The sequence below is a fragment of the Pseudanabaena mucicola FACHB-723 genome (assembly GCF_014696385.1).
In the GTDB taxonomy this organism is placed as follows: domain Bacteria; phylum Cyanobacteriota; class Cyanobacteriia; order Pseudanabaenales; family Pseudanabaenaceae; genus Pseudanabaena.
This window is the reverse complement of sequence record NZ_JACJQB010000017.1, coordinates 1-15,146: the sequence shown is the minus strand read 5'-3', so window position 1 is coordinate 15,146 and position 15,146 is coordinate 1. Positions and strand designations below refer to the sequence as shown.

The following is a 15,146-nucleotide window of genomic DNA, read 5'->3' as shown; positions in this document are numbered from 1 at the left end:
AGACTATTTTCATTGTTCTTTATTTACTTGATATATAGCTGTAGTCACATGCACTAGGATAATTCAAAATCCCAAAAGCGATTGGCGGCAGCTATATTGCAAAAACCTAGCCTAAAAGCGCGTCAATATCCTTACGCAGATCTGCATCTTCAGGAGCAACGCTGGAAGGATAGTATTTCACGACCTTGCCTTCTTTATCAACCAAGAACTTATTGAAGTTCCATTGCACTTGATTACCTGTCGTTTCCGTCAGGTACTTGTAAGCTTCAGTCATGCCTGTGCCACTGACTTTCACTTTGCTGAACATATCAAAGGTAACATCATAGTTGAGTGAGCAGAAATTTTTGATTTCTGCTTCGGGAGCAGGCTCCTGTGCGCCAAAGTCATTGCTAGGGAAGCCAAGAATCTCGAAACCCTTGTCTTTGTATTCACGATACAGAGCTTCTAGACCCTTATATTGCTTGGTATAACCACATTTAGAGGCAACGTTGACGACAAGAGCAACCTTACCTTTGTATTGGCTGAGATCAACTGGTTGCCCGTCGATATTGGTAACTTTGAGATCGTAAAGTGTGGACATATTTTCCTTGTGAGCTGGGTTTGAGAATTGCTAACATCATTTACTTAGCGTTTCGTTGCGATCTTCATGGCAAGTGTAATTATCCTGATTGGTGTACCTGCAAGTGGCAAATCTAGCCTTGCGGAACAAATGCTACGTGCATCTAATCGGAGTGCCGATCGTGATAGTAGCAGCCTCACCCATGGGCAGACTCAGTTAATCAGTCCCGATCGCATTCGTGCCTCTTTGTATGGCTCAGCCGCCACGCAGGGCAATTGGGCAGAGATTTGGGCGCAGGTGCAACAGGAATTTACAAATGCAGCAAAATCGCAACAATCTGTAATATATGATGCCACAAACTATCGGCGTGAATACCGCAAAGATGTGATTGACCTTGCTAAAGAGCATGGCTTCAAACCGATTACAGGAATTTGGCTCAATGTACCTCTATGGATTTGTCTATCGCGTAATGAAAATCGCGATCGCATTGTTCCTGAAGATGTCGTGGTGGATATGTATCGCACCCTAACCTATCACCCTCCTAGTCTTAGTGAAGGCTTTGATCGCATTTTGTTTCGTGATGAAAAGCTGGATAACGAATGGATTGATTAGGCAATTAAGGGCAAAATAGCAAGTCTATAGAAAAATTTAGCTTTGTCTAGTTCTCGTTTTGTGTTAGCTTAAGTAGACTCAATCTCTAAGGGGTACAGTAGGTTAAAATGGCTAAGCGCCGCAATCAGAAAAAAGAAAAAGCTCTTCGCAACCAAGCGTATGCGCGTAAGTTTCGTAAGCGCACCCCTATGGGTCGCTTTGGACGCAGAAGACCAATGGGCAGCTATAACGATCCTGAAGATTCTGAATCCAATGGAGCTGCGGATACTGGTGCAGCCGATACTGGTGCTGCGGATACTGGCGCTGGCATTGGCAAGTTCTAACTCGGATTCTGGTGATTTTATCCCAGTATTCTAGAGATCATGACCCAAAAATTTGCCCTTGCCTTACATACGACGACTACCAAATTAGAGCTTGCGATCGCAGAAGTTAACCCAAATTCTGATCGCAGTTCTCAGATTTACATCATCCGTAAGCAGCAGTCATGGGAACTAGGCAGAGAGCTATCTGTACAGTTACATGACTGCTTGAGTGTGTTTATGGATGATATTGCTTGGATTGATGTCGCCTTTTTAGCGATCGCAACGGGTATCGGTAGTTTTACTGGTACAAGGATCGGTGTTGTGGTTGCCAGAACCATCGCCGAGCAGTTAAATGTTCCTCTATACGGAATTGACTGCAATACGATTGAGCGGCAATCACAACAATCCGAGCCACCGCTATCGCTGTCTGAAAGTTTGTTATCGATTGCCCATGAGCAATGGCAATCAGGAATTTATCCTAGTTGGCAAGATATTTTGCCAATCTATGAATAGTTATAAAAAGGGCGCATCGCGCCCTTTTTTATTAGCAATTAGAGAAGTGATCAGCGGCGCGATGCGCTGCCAATCATTTTTCGTATTTAGTTTTTTAGGGTGTGTAAATCCGTCACCCTCCTGTAGCCTTGTAAAGTGGTAGAATTACGATGCTAAGGGATCATAAAAGTTGAATTTTCTTAACTAGCGATCGCTAGCTAGGATTAGAGGGGAACCATTTTATTACCTCAGCAAATCCACCTAAGACGGTAGTTATTCCAGCTTGACCTATGCTTCAAGACGCGATCGCCATTCGTCATTACCAAAAGATCACAGACTCCTTAGTCGAAATGTCAGAACGTGGTTATCGCACGACCGATGAAATGAGACTCTTTTTAGATGGTTACTTATCGGCCCTGCGCTTTGCCAACGCCATGGAAGTGCATAACATTCACCGCCTCGAAGAAGAAGTCATCCGATTTTTGTATGACTCCTCTAACTTCGCCTCCCCCTACGAATTCGAGATGGAGGTGGATCGCGGTGAGAGATAAACGCTATGCCGAATCCCCTCTGTAAGTGGAGTTTGAAAGCGATCCTGCTTGACAACTTGTAACTCTTCCTGATTACAAAAGATATCTAGCTGTTCACTTTCTTCGGGTAGCCATTGACCACGATATAGGACTGCTGTGCCGCTTCTTTTTAGAAATGGCAAACAATAGCTCGCGCAAAGATCTGGCTTGCCCACTGCCCGTACAACCGCCAAGTCGTACTTTTTTTTGTACTGTGCAAGTTTATTAATGTCTTCTCCACGCCCCCACTGGGCAATGGCATTCGGTAGCTGTAAGTTTTCAATTGTTTCCGCGGCAAAGGCAACTTTTTTTTGTTTGCTATCAACTAAGGTGACTTGCCATGATGGTTTTGCGATCGCAATCGGTATCCCCGGAAAGCCTGCGCCTGTACCAATATCGATCACCTTAATATTTTCGCGATCCCAAAAAGCTAATACACCACGCAAAGAATCCCATAAATGCTTTTCCCAAAAATCATCTGGTTCCGTAATCCGCGTGAGATTTTGCTTACTATTGCCCTCTAAAACCAATTCGTATAGCTTTTCAAATTGGGCAAGTTGCTCAGGGGTTGGCAACCAGTTAAGGGTGGTTTGCCAATGGTCACATAAATGGGAAAAGTGGGACATAAAAAAGATCAAGTAAATACTGCGCTTTGCGCGATCTCTACTTTACTAGCGATCGCAATCTACCTCCTTGGATATTTGTGGATTTTTGGCATTAAGCGCTAAGATTGTTTGGAGATTAAGATTCATGTAGCAATACTAAGCAATTGTAAAGAGTCAGGTTTTTGATCGTAAATTCTCAAGATTTGTCCTAGTTTGCTAGCTATAAAAATAAAAATTTAAAGACTTACACAAGGTAAACATTCATGACTGAACAAACTACTACCAAGCCTCGCACAGCCTTTACTAAAGACGATCGTGGCATTTTGAACAACTGGGCAATCGAACCCAAAATGTATGTTGATGAGCAAAGCAGCAATCGCTTTGGATTTACTGAATATGCTGAGCTAATCAACGGTCGCTTGGCAATGTTAGGGTTTGTCGGTTTGATTGTAATTGAGCTAGTAACTGGCAAAGGTTTGTTACAAATTATCGGTTAAGCAAAATCAAATAAATGCGGGGACACGTTGTGTCCCCGCATTTATTGTGTGAAGGTGACTTTATGACAACATCCCAAGATCCCATGCAGTTTTTGACCTTAGCGGAAGCTCACGCCATTGATGGCGCTCTGCTGTCAACTATGGAAAAATTCATGACCCGCATCACCATTTCCTCTTTGCGGATCATCACCAAAATTGCCCAAGACATCCAAATTCACGGAGAAGATCTATCGGCTAAACAGATTGTGCTATGGATTGAACGAGATTCATTAATACGCAAAGAGCAAGGTGAAGAGGCAGCTTTTTTGAAATGGGCTTCGCCTCATCCTGATGCTGATTTGGAGTTTGCGGATACGCGGCAGGATGAAGTTACACCTGCCAATCTTTCCAGTCATGAAAAATTTCTCACCCGCATGGTAATTTCGGCGATGCAAGCATTAATTGCGATCGCGAAGTCTTATAACACTCACATTGAAGACTTGACCGTAGAACAGATCCTCAAGTGGGTGGAGCGAGATGCCAAGATTAAGCGTGAACAAGGCATTGAAGCGGCATTTTTATCTTGGTAGACTGAGGGTAAATTGATTAAGTCAATTTGCGATCGCATGGCAGAAGTGTTAATTTAATACCTGATTAATATCTGAATGCATTAAAGCAAGCCAAAATCAAAATGCCCGATGCTCTCCAAGACTTTGTTAAGTTCCATGCCACTTTAAATGGTGATGAAAAGTCAGAATCTCAGATATTTTTAGATCGTTTTTTTCAAGCATTTCATCATAAGGGCGCGATTGAAGCGGGGGCTGTGTATGAGCAAAGGGTTAAAAAGGGTAGTGCTAAGGGGAAGACGGGCTTTGCCGATCTAGTCTGGAAACGTCCTGAGAGTAATGGCAAGGGCGGCGTTTTGATCGAGATGAAAAAACGGGGTGAGGATCTCAATAAGCATTATTCGCAAGCTTTTCAATATTGGACTTATCTTGTACCCGATCGCCCCAGATATGTAGTGCTATGCAATTTTGATGAGTTTTGGATTTATGACTTTAATCTGCAAGTTGATACGCCTGTAGATACTATTGCGATCGCTGACTTACCAGATCGGTCTAGTGCGTTTCGCTTTATGGAAATTGCGGTCAATACGACACCTGTATTTAGAAATAATCAGGTTGAGGTGACGATCAACACTGCTAAAAGGTTAGGAGAGCTTTATCGGTTACTTAAGACTAGAGCCGCTAAGGATGGGTTTACAGAGCTAATTGCTCAAAAGTTTATTTTGCAATGTGTGTTAGCGATGTTTGCAGAAGATCGGGGGCTATTGCCTGATGATCTGTTTGTTGCCTGTGTGCAAGATTGCCTCAATGGGGAAAGTTCTTACGATCTTTTGGGTCGTTTATTTCAAGAGATGAACCTTAAGGGCATTACACCCGCAGGACGTTATAAGGGTGTTGATTATTTTAATGGTGGTTTGTTTGCAGAAATTTATCCAATCGAATTAAATTATGAAGAATTAAAAATTTTAGATACAGCGGCTAGAGAAAATTGGGGCAAAATTAGACCTGCTATTTTTGGCAGTATTTTTGAGGCTACTTCAGACTCTAAGGAACGTCATGCAAGGGGGATGCATTTCACGTCTGAAGTGGACATCATGAAGATTGTCGTACCGACAATCACACGGTATTGGGAAGAGAAGATCGACGCGGCGAATACGATCGCTGATCTCAATGCTTTGCAGTTAGAGTTACAAGCCTATCGAGTTTTAGATCCTGCCTGTGGTTCTGGAAACTTCCTATATCTTGCTTACCAAGAGCTAAAGCGGATCGAGGTGATGTTATTAGCCAAGTTAGCCAGTAAGCAAAAAACAATCTCGCAGCAAGTCCAAATGGGGTTAGTTACGCCTAATCAGTTTTTTGGCATGGATATAAACCCGTTTGCGGTTGAGTTGGCTAGGGTAACTTTGATGATCGCTCGTAAAGTGGCGATCGATAAGCATGGTCTATCTGAACCTGCTTTACCTTTGGATACGTTGGATAAAAATATTGTTTGTCAGGATGCTTTGTTTTCGGATTGGTTTGAGGCTGATGCAATTATTGGCAACCCGCCATTTTTGGGCGCAAAGCACATGAGGTTAAATCTCAGTGATGAGTACATTGATCGCATTTTTGCTAAGTTTCCAGATATCAAAGATGTAGATTTTTGTGCTTACTGGTTTCGCCTAACTCATGATCTGCTTTCAGAAAATACTAGAGCTGGTTTAGTTGGTACAAACTCAATTAGTCAAGGTAAAAGCCGTAAAGTCTCGCTAGAGTATGCAGTCGATCATGGTGGTGTTATTCATGATGCTGTATCAAGTCAAGAATGGTCTGGTGATGCGGCTGTCTATGTGAGTATTGTTAATTGGTGTAAGCAAGAAACCAGTCGTAAATTTCTCGATAGTAAAGAAGTTTTATTTATTAATTCATCGCTAAAAGCTGAAATAGATGTAACTAAAGCAGCAAAACTCAAAGCAAATTCAAATCAATGTTTTCAAGGTGTAATTCCTGTAGGTAAAGGATTTATCGTGACTGAAGATAAAGTTAAAGCATGGATTAAAGCAGATCCTAAAAATCAAGAAGTTCTCAAACTTTTTTCAATGGGAGATAACTTAGCATCAAATCCACATGGTCAACCTGAGAGATGGATTATCGACTTTTCTAATCTTGCTTTAGAAGATGTCAGTGAATATAAATTACCGTTTGCTCATGTAAAAACAAATGTTAAACCTGAGCGTGAAAATAATCGTGAAGCTGTCATGAGAGAGAAATGGTGGCGATTTAAACGTACTAATGAAGCAATGAGAAAAGCACTCGCACCTTTAGAATTTGCCTTTGCAGTGCCAAGAGTTTCTAAATGGGCGGTTTTTATTCCTTTTCCTAAAAATTGGTTAGCAGGTGACTTGAATATAGTTTTCGCTTCTGATGATTTCTATAAGCTTGGGATTTTGACATCACAAGCTCATAGACTATGGGTAAAAGCTCAAAGCTCATCATTAGGCGAAACAACACGCTATACCCATAACACTTGCTTCGAGACATTCCCATTTCCACAAAATAAAACTAGTCCTCTAGTCGCTAAAATTCGCACCGCGATGCAAGAGCTACATCAATATCGCACAGAGCAGATGGAGAGCAAACAATGGGGTATCACCAAACTTTATAACGAATATTTTCACGAACCCGCTAGCCAACTCTATAAACTTCATGCCAAGCTCGACAAACTGGTAATGCAACTTTACGGCTTTAGCGACAGTGACGACCTACTCGAAAAGCTACTGCACCTTAATCAAGCGATCGCAGCACAAGAGTAAAGATACGCTCATTAGAATAGAACCAGAGTCATGCTGAACATCACCAACAGCCAAATATGAATTTAAATATTGAGCAAGTTGAGTTCTTTCTATTTATCGCGGCGATTGTAGCGATGGTGGCAAGACTAATTAAGATTCCTTATACCATTGGCTTAGTGATCGCGGGGCTGGCGATCGCCTTCATTCCTTTTTCTAGCGATGTCGGACTATCCAAAGAACTAATTTTTGTAATTTTTCTGCCCGCCCTTGTATTTGAGGCAGCGTTTTATATTCGATGGCAAGAATTAAAAGAAGATTTTCTGGTTGTACTAACCCTTGCTACGGTGGGCGTGTTGTTGTCCGCAGGAGTTATCGCCACAGGAATGCACTATCTAGCAGGATGGTCATGGCAAATAGCGATGGTTTTTGGCATTCTAATCACAGCAACTGATCCTGTAGCGGTCATTGCCACCTTTAAGGAGACAGGTGTAGAAGGTCGTCTAAGGCTATTGGTAGAAGCAGAAAGTCTATTTAATGACAGTACGGCTGCCGTGGGTTTTGGTATCGCAGTTGCCTTTGCTATGGGACAACCCACCGATTTATCTAGCACGGTTATGTTGCTAGTCACAACCATTGGTGGCGGTATTCTCAGTGGTGCGATCGTTGCAGGTGGACTGCTTCTATTAGCAGGGCAAACTGAAGATCCCCTAGTTGAGATTACATTCACAACCGTGGCAGCCTATGGTTCTTTTTTTCTTGCTGAATATTTTCATTGTTCAGGCGTACTTGCCTCACTAACGGCAGGGCTAATGGTCGGAAATTTAGGTTCTCTTGGCTCTATTTCCGATCGCGGACGCAAGTCCGTAGAAGCATTTTGGGAATATGCGACCTTTGTAGTTAATTCTTTAATTTTCATCTTGATTGGCATTCAAGAATCTCAAGAATCTTTTGGTCTGTTTATTGTGCCAATTGTGATTGCGATCGCAGTGGTATTACTTGGTAGAGCTTTAGCAATCTATCCCTTATGTGCGCTATTCTCTTGGTCGGATTTGCGGATAAAAATGACCCATCAACATGCTCTATTTTGGGGTGGTCTGCGTGGTGCTTTAGCGCTTGCCCTAGCCTTAGGACTACCCGTAGAGATCCCCCACCGCACGGAAATTATTACGGTTACGTTTGGAGTAGTTGCCTTTTCGGTATTTGTGCAAGGGCTAACGATGCAGCCGATGCTTAAGGCGATGGGAGAGATTCCAGATTTAACGCAATAAACATGTTTGCAAATCACATAATTAGCGCTGGGTTTTATATTTAATTGCGCCCAGTAACTTGTAAGTAACTGGGCTGATCTTGTTCTAAGCTTAAAGAAGCTCCTGTTATTTGCGGCTGCGATCGCCTATTCGGGAAGGTTGACCATAATATATTGGGCAGTGTTTCATATTTGTTGGAGAAAAAACAATAAGCATAGATTATAAAAAAATGCTGATATAGGTTTGGCATTTTTATCAAATGCTCTAATTCAACAAATGTTACACACCAACCAAAGCTTATAGTTCACCGAGATTCATCTTTTCATATTTCTCAAAAGGCTGATGAATCCAAGGATTGTCGGATAAAAAGTCTACATAATAATCGGGCTTGGCGATAGAAACAGCCTTAAACCAGATAACTGCCGATCGCACTTCAGTAACTGCAAACTCTTCATGTTCCTTTAACCATTCAAGAATTCTGGCAAGGGTTACACCCGAATCCACCAAATCATCTACTAGCAAAATCTTCTTGCCTAGTGTCGCTGTTGTCATAGTGATATTATTTGCGATCGTCAATTTCCCACGTTCTTGAAAGTCTTTGCCACCATAGGAAGAAGTCGAGAGAATCGCCAAAGGTTTGTTATAAATGCGTGAGAGCGTGTCACCGATGCGTAAGCCACCCCTAGCTAAACAAAGAATTTGATCAAATTCCCATTGTGATCGATAGATTTGGACTGCCAAAAGTTCAATCTTGGCGTGATATTCGTCCCATGAAATGTAAAGGTCTGACATAGTGGCAAATCATAAATAAGTAGAGGGGTCGCTAGCGACCCCTCTACTTATTTATAATACCAATCAGGACATTCAATTGGACTTGTTTAAAAGTAGGGATTAGACTGGAGGGAGATAAAAACGAGATAGGGAGACAAAACTGTGGTAGCTGTTATTGAGATTCCGTCTAATGCAGAAATGACCGAAAAGCCTTCTGAAAAGAGACTTACAATTCAGGTTGCTGAGATTGCCGCAGACACAACCACAATCCGATCGCTAGACTGGGATCGAGATCGTTTTGATATAGAATTTGGTTTGCAAAATGGTACTACTTACAACTCCTATATCATTCGTGGCGAAAAACTAGCTCTCGTCGATACATCCCATGCTAAGTTTCGTGAGCTATATCTCAAAACAATCAAAGAGCAAATCGATCCTGCACAGATTGATTATTTAGTAATTAGCCATACCGAGCCAGACCATAGCGGATTGGTGAAGGAAATTTTGGAGTTAGCGCCCAATGTCACCGTGGTGGCGACAAAGGTAGCATTGCAATTCTTGGGTGAGCTGATCAATCAGCCGTTTAAGCAGCAGGTTGTCAAAAATAGTGATCAGGTTGATTTAGGTAATGGTCACATTTTGCAGTTTGTGAATGCACCGAATCTGCACTGGCCAGACACGATGATGACCTTTGATTTGGGGACATCGATCCTGTATACCTGCGATATTTTTGGAATGCACTATTGCAGTGATGCTGTCTACGACGAGGATCTAAAGAGAATTACTCCCGATTATCGCTTTTATTATGAATGCTTGATGGCTCCCAATGCGCGATCGGTTATCTCGGCCATGAAGCGGATGGATGAATTGCCACAGGCGGAAATCGTTGCCAATGGGCATGGACCTTTGCTACGACATAACGTTAAAGAACTAACGGAAAACTATCGCCAATGGAGTCAAGCGCAAACCAAGGGTGAAACCAATGTCGTGGTTTGCTATGTGTCAGACTATGGATATTGCGATCGCTTATCGCAATCTATTGCCCGTGGGGTTGCCAAAACTGGTGTTGCCGTAGAAATGGTTGATCTCAAGGCAATTGACTTACAGGAATTACGGGAATTAGTTGGTCATGCGTCAGGCTTGGTTGTTTGCACGCCCCCTGCATCGAATAGTCATGTGGAAACTGCGATCGGCGCAATTCTTGCCTCAGCAAGTGAAAAGCAAGTAATCGGTCTGTATGAACCTCACGGTGATCAAGACTCATCCATTGATCTGCTAAATAACCGATTTAAGGATCTGGGGGTGGTTAATGCTTTCCCTGCTATTCGTGTTCGCGAAAATCCTAACGAAGCGACTTACCAAACCTGTGATGAAGCTGGTACAGATATGGGACAGTTACTCACCCGTAAGCAAAATATCAAACAACTAAAGGCAATTGATGCCGATCTTGATAAAGCTTTGGGGCGTTTAGCAGGTGGTTTGTATATTATCTCGGCGGCTAAAGGCGGCGCACGTAGCGCGATGTTGGCTTCTTGGGTGGCTCAAGCTAGTTTCAAACCTCTTGGCTTTACCGTTGCTGTAGCAAAGGATCGGGCGATCGAATCGTTTATGCAGGTGGGTGATCGCTTTGTCTTAAATGTTCTCGAAGATGGTAATTATTCCAAATTGATGCAACATTTTCTAAAACGATTTGCCCCCGGCGCTGATCGTTTTGAAGGAGTCAAGACTCAGTTATCGTCCTTTGGCGCACCAATCCTAACTGATGCTCTTGCCTTTATCGAGTGTGAAGTCATGAGTAGAATGGAATGCAGTGATCATTGGATTATCTATGCGATCGCGGAAGAAGGTCGAGTTTCTAAACCTGATTCGCTGACTGCTGCCCATCACCGCAAAATTGGTAATCATTACTAAAAAATTGATTAAGCAACTGGGCGCAATTAAATATAAAACCCTAAAACCTGTGACGCACGCAGCGTGTGCGCTACAGGTTTTAGGGTTTTAATTATGCCAATTTACTTATAGATAATTCAAATAAAAAATAGAGCTGAGACTTCGCTAAGCCATCTATTTTTAATTAAAGGCATATAACTTAGCACAAAAAATCTGTAAAAATCGCTACATTCGCAGAACTAAATTTCTGATTTTGAGAGTAAAATGTCAAAGAATTATAACATTTTACTCCCATATTTCTCATCCATCCATGTTGAATTTCCGAAAATTACAATCAAAATGGCAGACTTACTGGTTTAAACTTTTTGGCAGATGGCGATCGTGTCCCATCACTTGTCCGATTGAAAGACCACATCGCAAGCATGTTTTTTGGAGTTGGTTCGGCAGTTGCTGTGCGATCGCCATAACGGCATATTTAGCGACAATTAGCAATTCTCCTTTGATCATGGCTCCCTTTGGAGCTACTAGTGTTTTAATCTTCGGCATACCTGAAAGTCCTTTCGCGCAGCCTCGCAATGTGATCGGGGGAAATCTCTTAGCGGCGCTAATCGCCTTGACGATTCTCAGTATTTTTGGATCTTCTCCTTTGTCCATGGGCTTAGCTGTAGCCACAGTAATCGCCACAATGCAAATTACTAATACCCTACATCCTCCTTCAGGTGCAGTGGCTCTAGTCGTCATGATGACTAAACCTAACTGGCAATTTCTCGTCACACCGACATTGGAAGGCTCAATAATTCTGGTAACATGCGCTGTAATCTTTAATAATTTTGCTGAAGACCGCACTTATCCAAAACATTGGTTGTAAAACTAAAATCTCACTACGTGAGATTTTAGTTTTTAAATATTTTTTAGACTTTACCAAATCGACGATCACGTTCTTGGTAATCGATTAAAGCCAGATGAAATTCTTTGCGATTAAAATCTGGCCAAAGGGTATTGGTGAAATACATCTCTGTATATGCCATTTGCCAAAGTAAAAAATTACTCAAGCGCATTTCCCCACTAGTACGAATTAGGAGATCGGGATGATTAGTTCCTGCGGTATAGAGATGCTGCTCAAACAGATTTTCATCAATATTTTCAGGTTTAATATCCCCATGAAGAACGTCTTCAGCGATTTGGCGGCAAACTCTGACGATTTCACGACGACTGCCATAGTTGATTGCCACTGTGAAATGAATAGCTTGATTATTGGCTGTAGCAGTTTGCGATCGCAAAATTTCCGATCGCAAAGAATCAGACAAAGTATCGAGATCGCCAACAAAGGAAATGCGTACCCCTTCACTACACATTTCATCCAGTTCACGGCGCAACATCCGCTCAAATAGAACCATCAAGAAATCAACTTCTTGGGCAGGACGACTCCAATTTTCCGTTGAAAAAGCATAGACTGTTAGTGCAGCAATTCCCCAATCTTTGCAACAGCGCAGTAAATCCTTAAGGGCATCGACCCCCTGCTTATGTCCAGCAATTCTTGGCAATCCCCTTTGCTTTGCCCAGCGACCATTGCCATCCATAATTACGGCAACATGTTTGGGTAGGCGTTGGCGGTCGAGATCAGGTGGCAAAGTTTGTAATAGCTTAGCAGTCATTTCTTTTCTGACGATTTTCGACTTACTATATTTTTGAGATTTAAGTTTGACAAAAGCCAGTTAAATCTTGGTACGGTTCTTCCTAATGTTGTTGGACGATAATTGCCCAGCTTAGTTTCTAATATTTCACGCAAGCGGCTGCTCGATAAGGGACGATCTAATATGCCATTTTCTGCGATCGCAATTGAACCTGTTTCTTCAGAGACAACAATGCAAAAGCAATTTCTAACACGATCGGTAATGCCCATAGCCGCCCGATGTCGAGTCCCAATCTCCCTTGAAGCTGCTCTTTCAGAAATTGGTAAAATCACACCAGCAGCAAGAATACGATCCTCACGAATTAACACTGCTCCATCATGTAACAGGGTTGAGGTTTGAAAAATTGTATGCAATAGCTCCTTTGATAATAAAGCGTTCAGGCGTACCCCTGGCACCGAAAAATCGCGATCATCAATCGGTTCACCCGTCTCGACAATCATCAATGCTCCCGTCCGATTTTGAGATAGTTCAATCACAGCATCAATAACCTCTTCAACCACTGAGTCAGTTTCTACAGGAGACCGACGATTAGTTGTGGATTGAATTAAGGAAAGTAAATCTCCTCGTCCTAGCCGCTCTAGAAACCTTCGCAATTCTGGTTGCAAAATTACGGCCATGGCAACGGCTGCGCCTACTAATAGTTTATCAAGAACAAAGTTAAGTAATCTGAGCCCAAAGCGATCGCTAACAACACTAGCAATGAGAAGGAAAATAATGCCGCGCACCATCAACAAAGTGCGGCGATCGTTGCTGAGAGACAGCATTAAGTAGATCAATCCAAATACAGCAAGGATATCGATCATCCTTGTGATGAATGCAATTGAGTTGATGTTGATAAACCACTGCATCCATAGCCCTCTCGTTCACAACTGAAAAATATACAGCACTTATACCAAAACTAAAAATGGCATAGCCATTTTTAGTTTTGAAAGTCATTATTGGATTGGTTGTTGAACTCACAAAAGCGTAACAACAACACTCATGTTGCAATGCGACTACTGACGCAGTCTTTCTGGCAAACAGTCTTGACGTAATAGATCTTCACGAGTTTCCCGTTTGATGATCAAGCTGGACTCACCACCCTTGACAACAACTGCCGCAGGCTTTGGCAAACGATTGTAATTGGATGCCATGCTGTAGTTGTAAGCTCCTGTGCCGAAGACAACAAGTGTATCACCAGCCTGAGTTTCAGGCATTTGGATATCTTTAATTAAAATATCGCCTGATTCACAATGCTTACCTGCGATCGTCACAGTTTGAGTCAAGGCAGCACTCATATGATTAGCAACCACAGCGCGATACTTGGATTGATAGGTGATTGGGCGAGGATTGTCTGACATACCACCATCAACGGTGATGTAGGTGCGAATGTCAGGCACGGTTTTACTACCACCAATCGTGTAAGCAGTGACACAAGTTGCCCCCACTAATGAGCGTCCAGGTTCACAGAGTAATTTGGGTAAAGCTAAACCTGCATGATTAAAAGCATCAGTGACACCTGCACATACAGTCTTCACCCAGTCTTCAATGCTAGGTGGATCATCGGATTCCACATAGCGAATTCCTAACCCACCACCAATATTTAGCTCAGTGAACTTTAAGCCATATTTATCTCCCGCCAACTTGAACCACTCAACCATTACACCACCAATATCTTGATGTGGTTGCAGTTCAAAAATTTGGGAGCCTATATGGGCGTGAATGCCAATGCAATTGAGTTTAGAATCAGCAACAAAGGCGAATACCGTTTCGATTTCATTGGGATCAAAGCCAAATTTGCTATCAATATGCCCCGTTTGAATATATTCATGGGTGTGACATTCAATACCAGGGGTCAAGCGCAACATGATCCTTGGTGCTGCGAAGCTGGCTTCGATGGATTGTTCTTCAGCAAGACGCGCCAGATTTTTTAACTCATGCCAGTTGTCTACTACGATCGTGCAGTTAGACTCTAGGGCATAGATCAGCTCATCTACGGATTTATTGTTGCCATGGAAATAAATCAAGCTCGGTGAAACGCCAGATCTAAGAGCAGTTAAAATTTCACCTGCGGAAACGACATCAATGCCCAATCCTTCTGCGCCAACAATAGCGCAAACTGCAAGGCAACTCCAAGCTTTGGAAGCATACAAGACCTGTGCTTTGCCTTGATAATGCTTTGTAAAAGCATCACGATATTGTTGACAACCAGTTCTCAGACTGACTTCATCCAAAATATAAAGCGGAGAACCATATTGCTGTACTAATTCAACGACATCACAACCACCAATTTCGAGGTGATCATGGGAATTAACTACGGCAGTTAACGGCAGAAGTTGTTGATTAGGAGATAGTTTATCTAGGCTAGATTCAACATTGCCTATTGCACTGGTTGCGATCGCATCTTCACGAAGACTCGGTAAAACAGTTGTCATTAAGTACCAATAAAATTTTGCAAAGCTTTCTAAAGCTATTATAAAAAAATAAGGTGCAAAGCGCCATATATGCTTTGTAAGTAGCCATGCAGAATTATTTACACATATCCGAACTAATGGGAAGATTCTAAGAATCACCATATCCGAACTAATTACTGTGAGACTAATTGAGCCACTT

The 15,146-nt window shown here is 42.3% G+C and carries 16 protein-coding genes; 10 read left to right on the top strand and 6 right to left on the bottom strand.

Going from position 1 to position 15,146, the window contains the following annotated elements:
* Window positions 1-106: 106 nt before the first annotated feature.
* The gene (locus H6F41_RS10035) at window positions 107-580 is read right to left on the bottom strand and encodes a glutathione peroxidase (RefSeq protein ID WP_190403344.1); all 474 of its coding nucleotides are present in this window, start codon (window positions 578-580) and stop codon (window positions 107-109) included.
* Between the two features lie 66 nt (window positions 581-646).
* Here H6F41_RS10035 and H6F41_RS10030 point away from each other — a divergent pair, with 66 nt between their 5' ends.
* The 4 genes from H6F41_RS10030 to H6F41_RS10015 all read left to right on the top strand — a co-directional run bounded on the left by H6F41_RS10030 (window position 647) and on the right by H6F41_RS10015 (window position 2,516).
* Window positions 647-1,171: an AAA family ATPase gene (locus H6F41_RS10030; RefSeq protein WP_190403343.1), complete on the top strand. Its 525-nt coding sequence runs from the start codon at window positions 647-649 to the stop codon at window positions 1,169-1,171.
* Window positions 1,172-1,278: 107 nt separating this feature from the next.
* Entirely contained in the window at window positions 1,279-1,494 is a 216-nt protein-coding gene (locus H6F41_RS10025) for a hypothetical protein (RefSeq protein WP_009625842.1), read from the top strand.
* Between the two features lie 39 nt (window positions 1,495-1,533).
* A complete protein-coding gene (locus tag H6F41_RS10020; RefSeq protein WP_190403342.1) occupies window positions 1,534-1,986 on the top strand; it encodes a hypothetical protein in 453 nt (150 codons plus the stop codon).
* Between the two features lie 269 nt (window positions 1,987-2,255).
* Window positions 2,256-2,516, top strand: a complete 261-nt coding sequence (locus tag H6F41_RS10015; protein ID WP_190403341.1) for a DUF6761 family protein — start codon at window positions 2,256-2,258, stop codon at window positions 2,514-2,516.
* Here H6F41_RS10015 and rsmG read toward each other — a convergent pair.
* Window positions 2,477-3,160: a 16S rRNA (guanine(527)-N(7))-methyltransferase RsmG gene (gene rsmG / locus H6F41_RS10010; protein WP_190403340.1), complete on the bottom strand. Its 684-nt coding sequence runs from the start codon at window positions 3,158-3,160 to the stop codon at window positions 2,477-2,479. The genes H6F41_RS10015 and rsmG overlap by 40 nt on opposite strands.
* Before the next feature lie 242 nt (window positions 3,161-3,402).
* Between rsmG and H6F41_RS10005 the strand changes: the two genes are divergently transcribed.
* The 4 genes from H6F41_RS10005 (at window position 3,403) to H6F41_RS09990 (ending at window position 8,220) form a co-directional block, all read left to right on the top strand.
* Window positions 3,403-3,636 (top strand): chlorophyll a/b-binding protein, encoded by a 234-nt coding sequence (locus tag H6F41_RS10005; protein ID WP_190403339.1) that lies wholly within the window; start codon window positions 3,403-3,405, stop codon window positions 3,634-3,636.
* A gap of 62 nt (window positions 3,637-3,698) precedes the next feature.
* A complete protein-coding gene (locus H6F41_RS10000; protein ID WP_190403338.1) occupies window positions 3,699-4,205 on the top strand; it encodes a hypothetical protein in 507 nt (168 codons plus the stop codon).
* A gap of 101 nt (window positions 4,206-4,306) precedes the next feature.
* Window positions 4,307-6,973 carry a DNA methyltransferase gene (locus H6F41_RS09995; protein WP_190403337.1) on the top strand — a complete coding sequence of 889 codons (2,667 nt, stop codon included), beginning with the start codon at window positions 4,307-4,309 and terminating at the stop codon, window positions 6,971-6,973.
* 56 nt (window positions 6,974-7,029) lie between these two features.
* Window positions 7,030-8,220: a cation:proton antiporter gene (locus tag H6F41_RS09990; protein WP_190403336.1), complete on the top strand. Its 1,191-nt coding sequence runs from the start codon at window positions 7,030-7,032 to the stop codon at window positions 8,218-8,220.
* Between the two features lie 276 nt (window positions 8,221-8,496).
* Here H6F41_RS09990 and H6F41_RS09985 read toward each other — a convergent pair whose 3' ends face one another.
* On the bottom strand, window positions 8,497-8,991 hold the full coding sequence (locus tag H6F41_RS09985; RefSeq protein ID WP_190403335.1) for a phosphoribosyltransferase: 495 nt from the start codon (window positions 8,989-8,991) through the stop codon (window positions 8,497-8,499).
* A gap of 177 nt (window positions 8,992-9,168) precedes the next feature.
* On the opposite strand from H6F41_RS09985, the gene H6F41_RS09980 reads away from it, so the two are divergent.
* The gene (locus H6F41_RS09980; RefSeq protein ID WP_190403391.1) at window positions 9,169-10,881 is read left to right on the top strand and encodes a diflavin flavoprotein; all 1,713 of its coding nucleotides are present in this window, start codon (window positions 9,169-9,171) and stop codon (window positions 10,879-10,881) included.
* A gap of 289 nt (window positions 10,882-11,170) precedes the next feature.
* Complete coding sequence (locus H6F41_RS09975; protein WP_190403334.1) at window positions 11,171-11,728, top strand: HPP family protein; 558 nt, start codon at window positions 11,171-11,173, stop codon at window positions 11,726-11,728.
* A gap of 43 nt (window positions 11,729-11,771) precedes the next feature.
* On the opposite strand, the gene uppS is transcribed toward H6F41_RS09975, so the two are convergent.
* From uppS to lysA, 3 genes are all read right to left on the bottom strand, one after another.
* Window positions 11,772-12,515, bottom strand: coding sequence for a polyprenyl diphosphate synthase (uppS, locus tag H6F41_RS09970; protein WP_190403333.1), 744 nt, complete (start codon window positions 12,513-12,515; stop codon window positions 11,772-11,774).
* Entirely contained in the window at window positions 12,512-13,402 is an 891-nt protein-coding gene (gene cdaA / locus H6F41_RS09965; RefSeq protein WP_190403332.1) for a diadenylate cyclase CdaA, read from the bottom strand. The genes uppS and cdaA overlap by 4 nt, the downstream gene beginning before the upstream one ends.
* Window positions 13,403-13,549: 147 nt before the next feature.
* Entirely contained in the window at window positions 13,550-14,968 is a 1,419-nt protein-coding gene (lysA, locus tag H6F41_RS09960; protein WP_190403331.1) for a diaminopimelate decarboxylase, read from the bottom strand.
* Window positions 14,969-15,146: the final 178 nt, after the last annotated feature.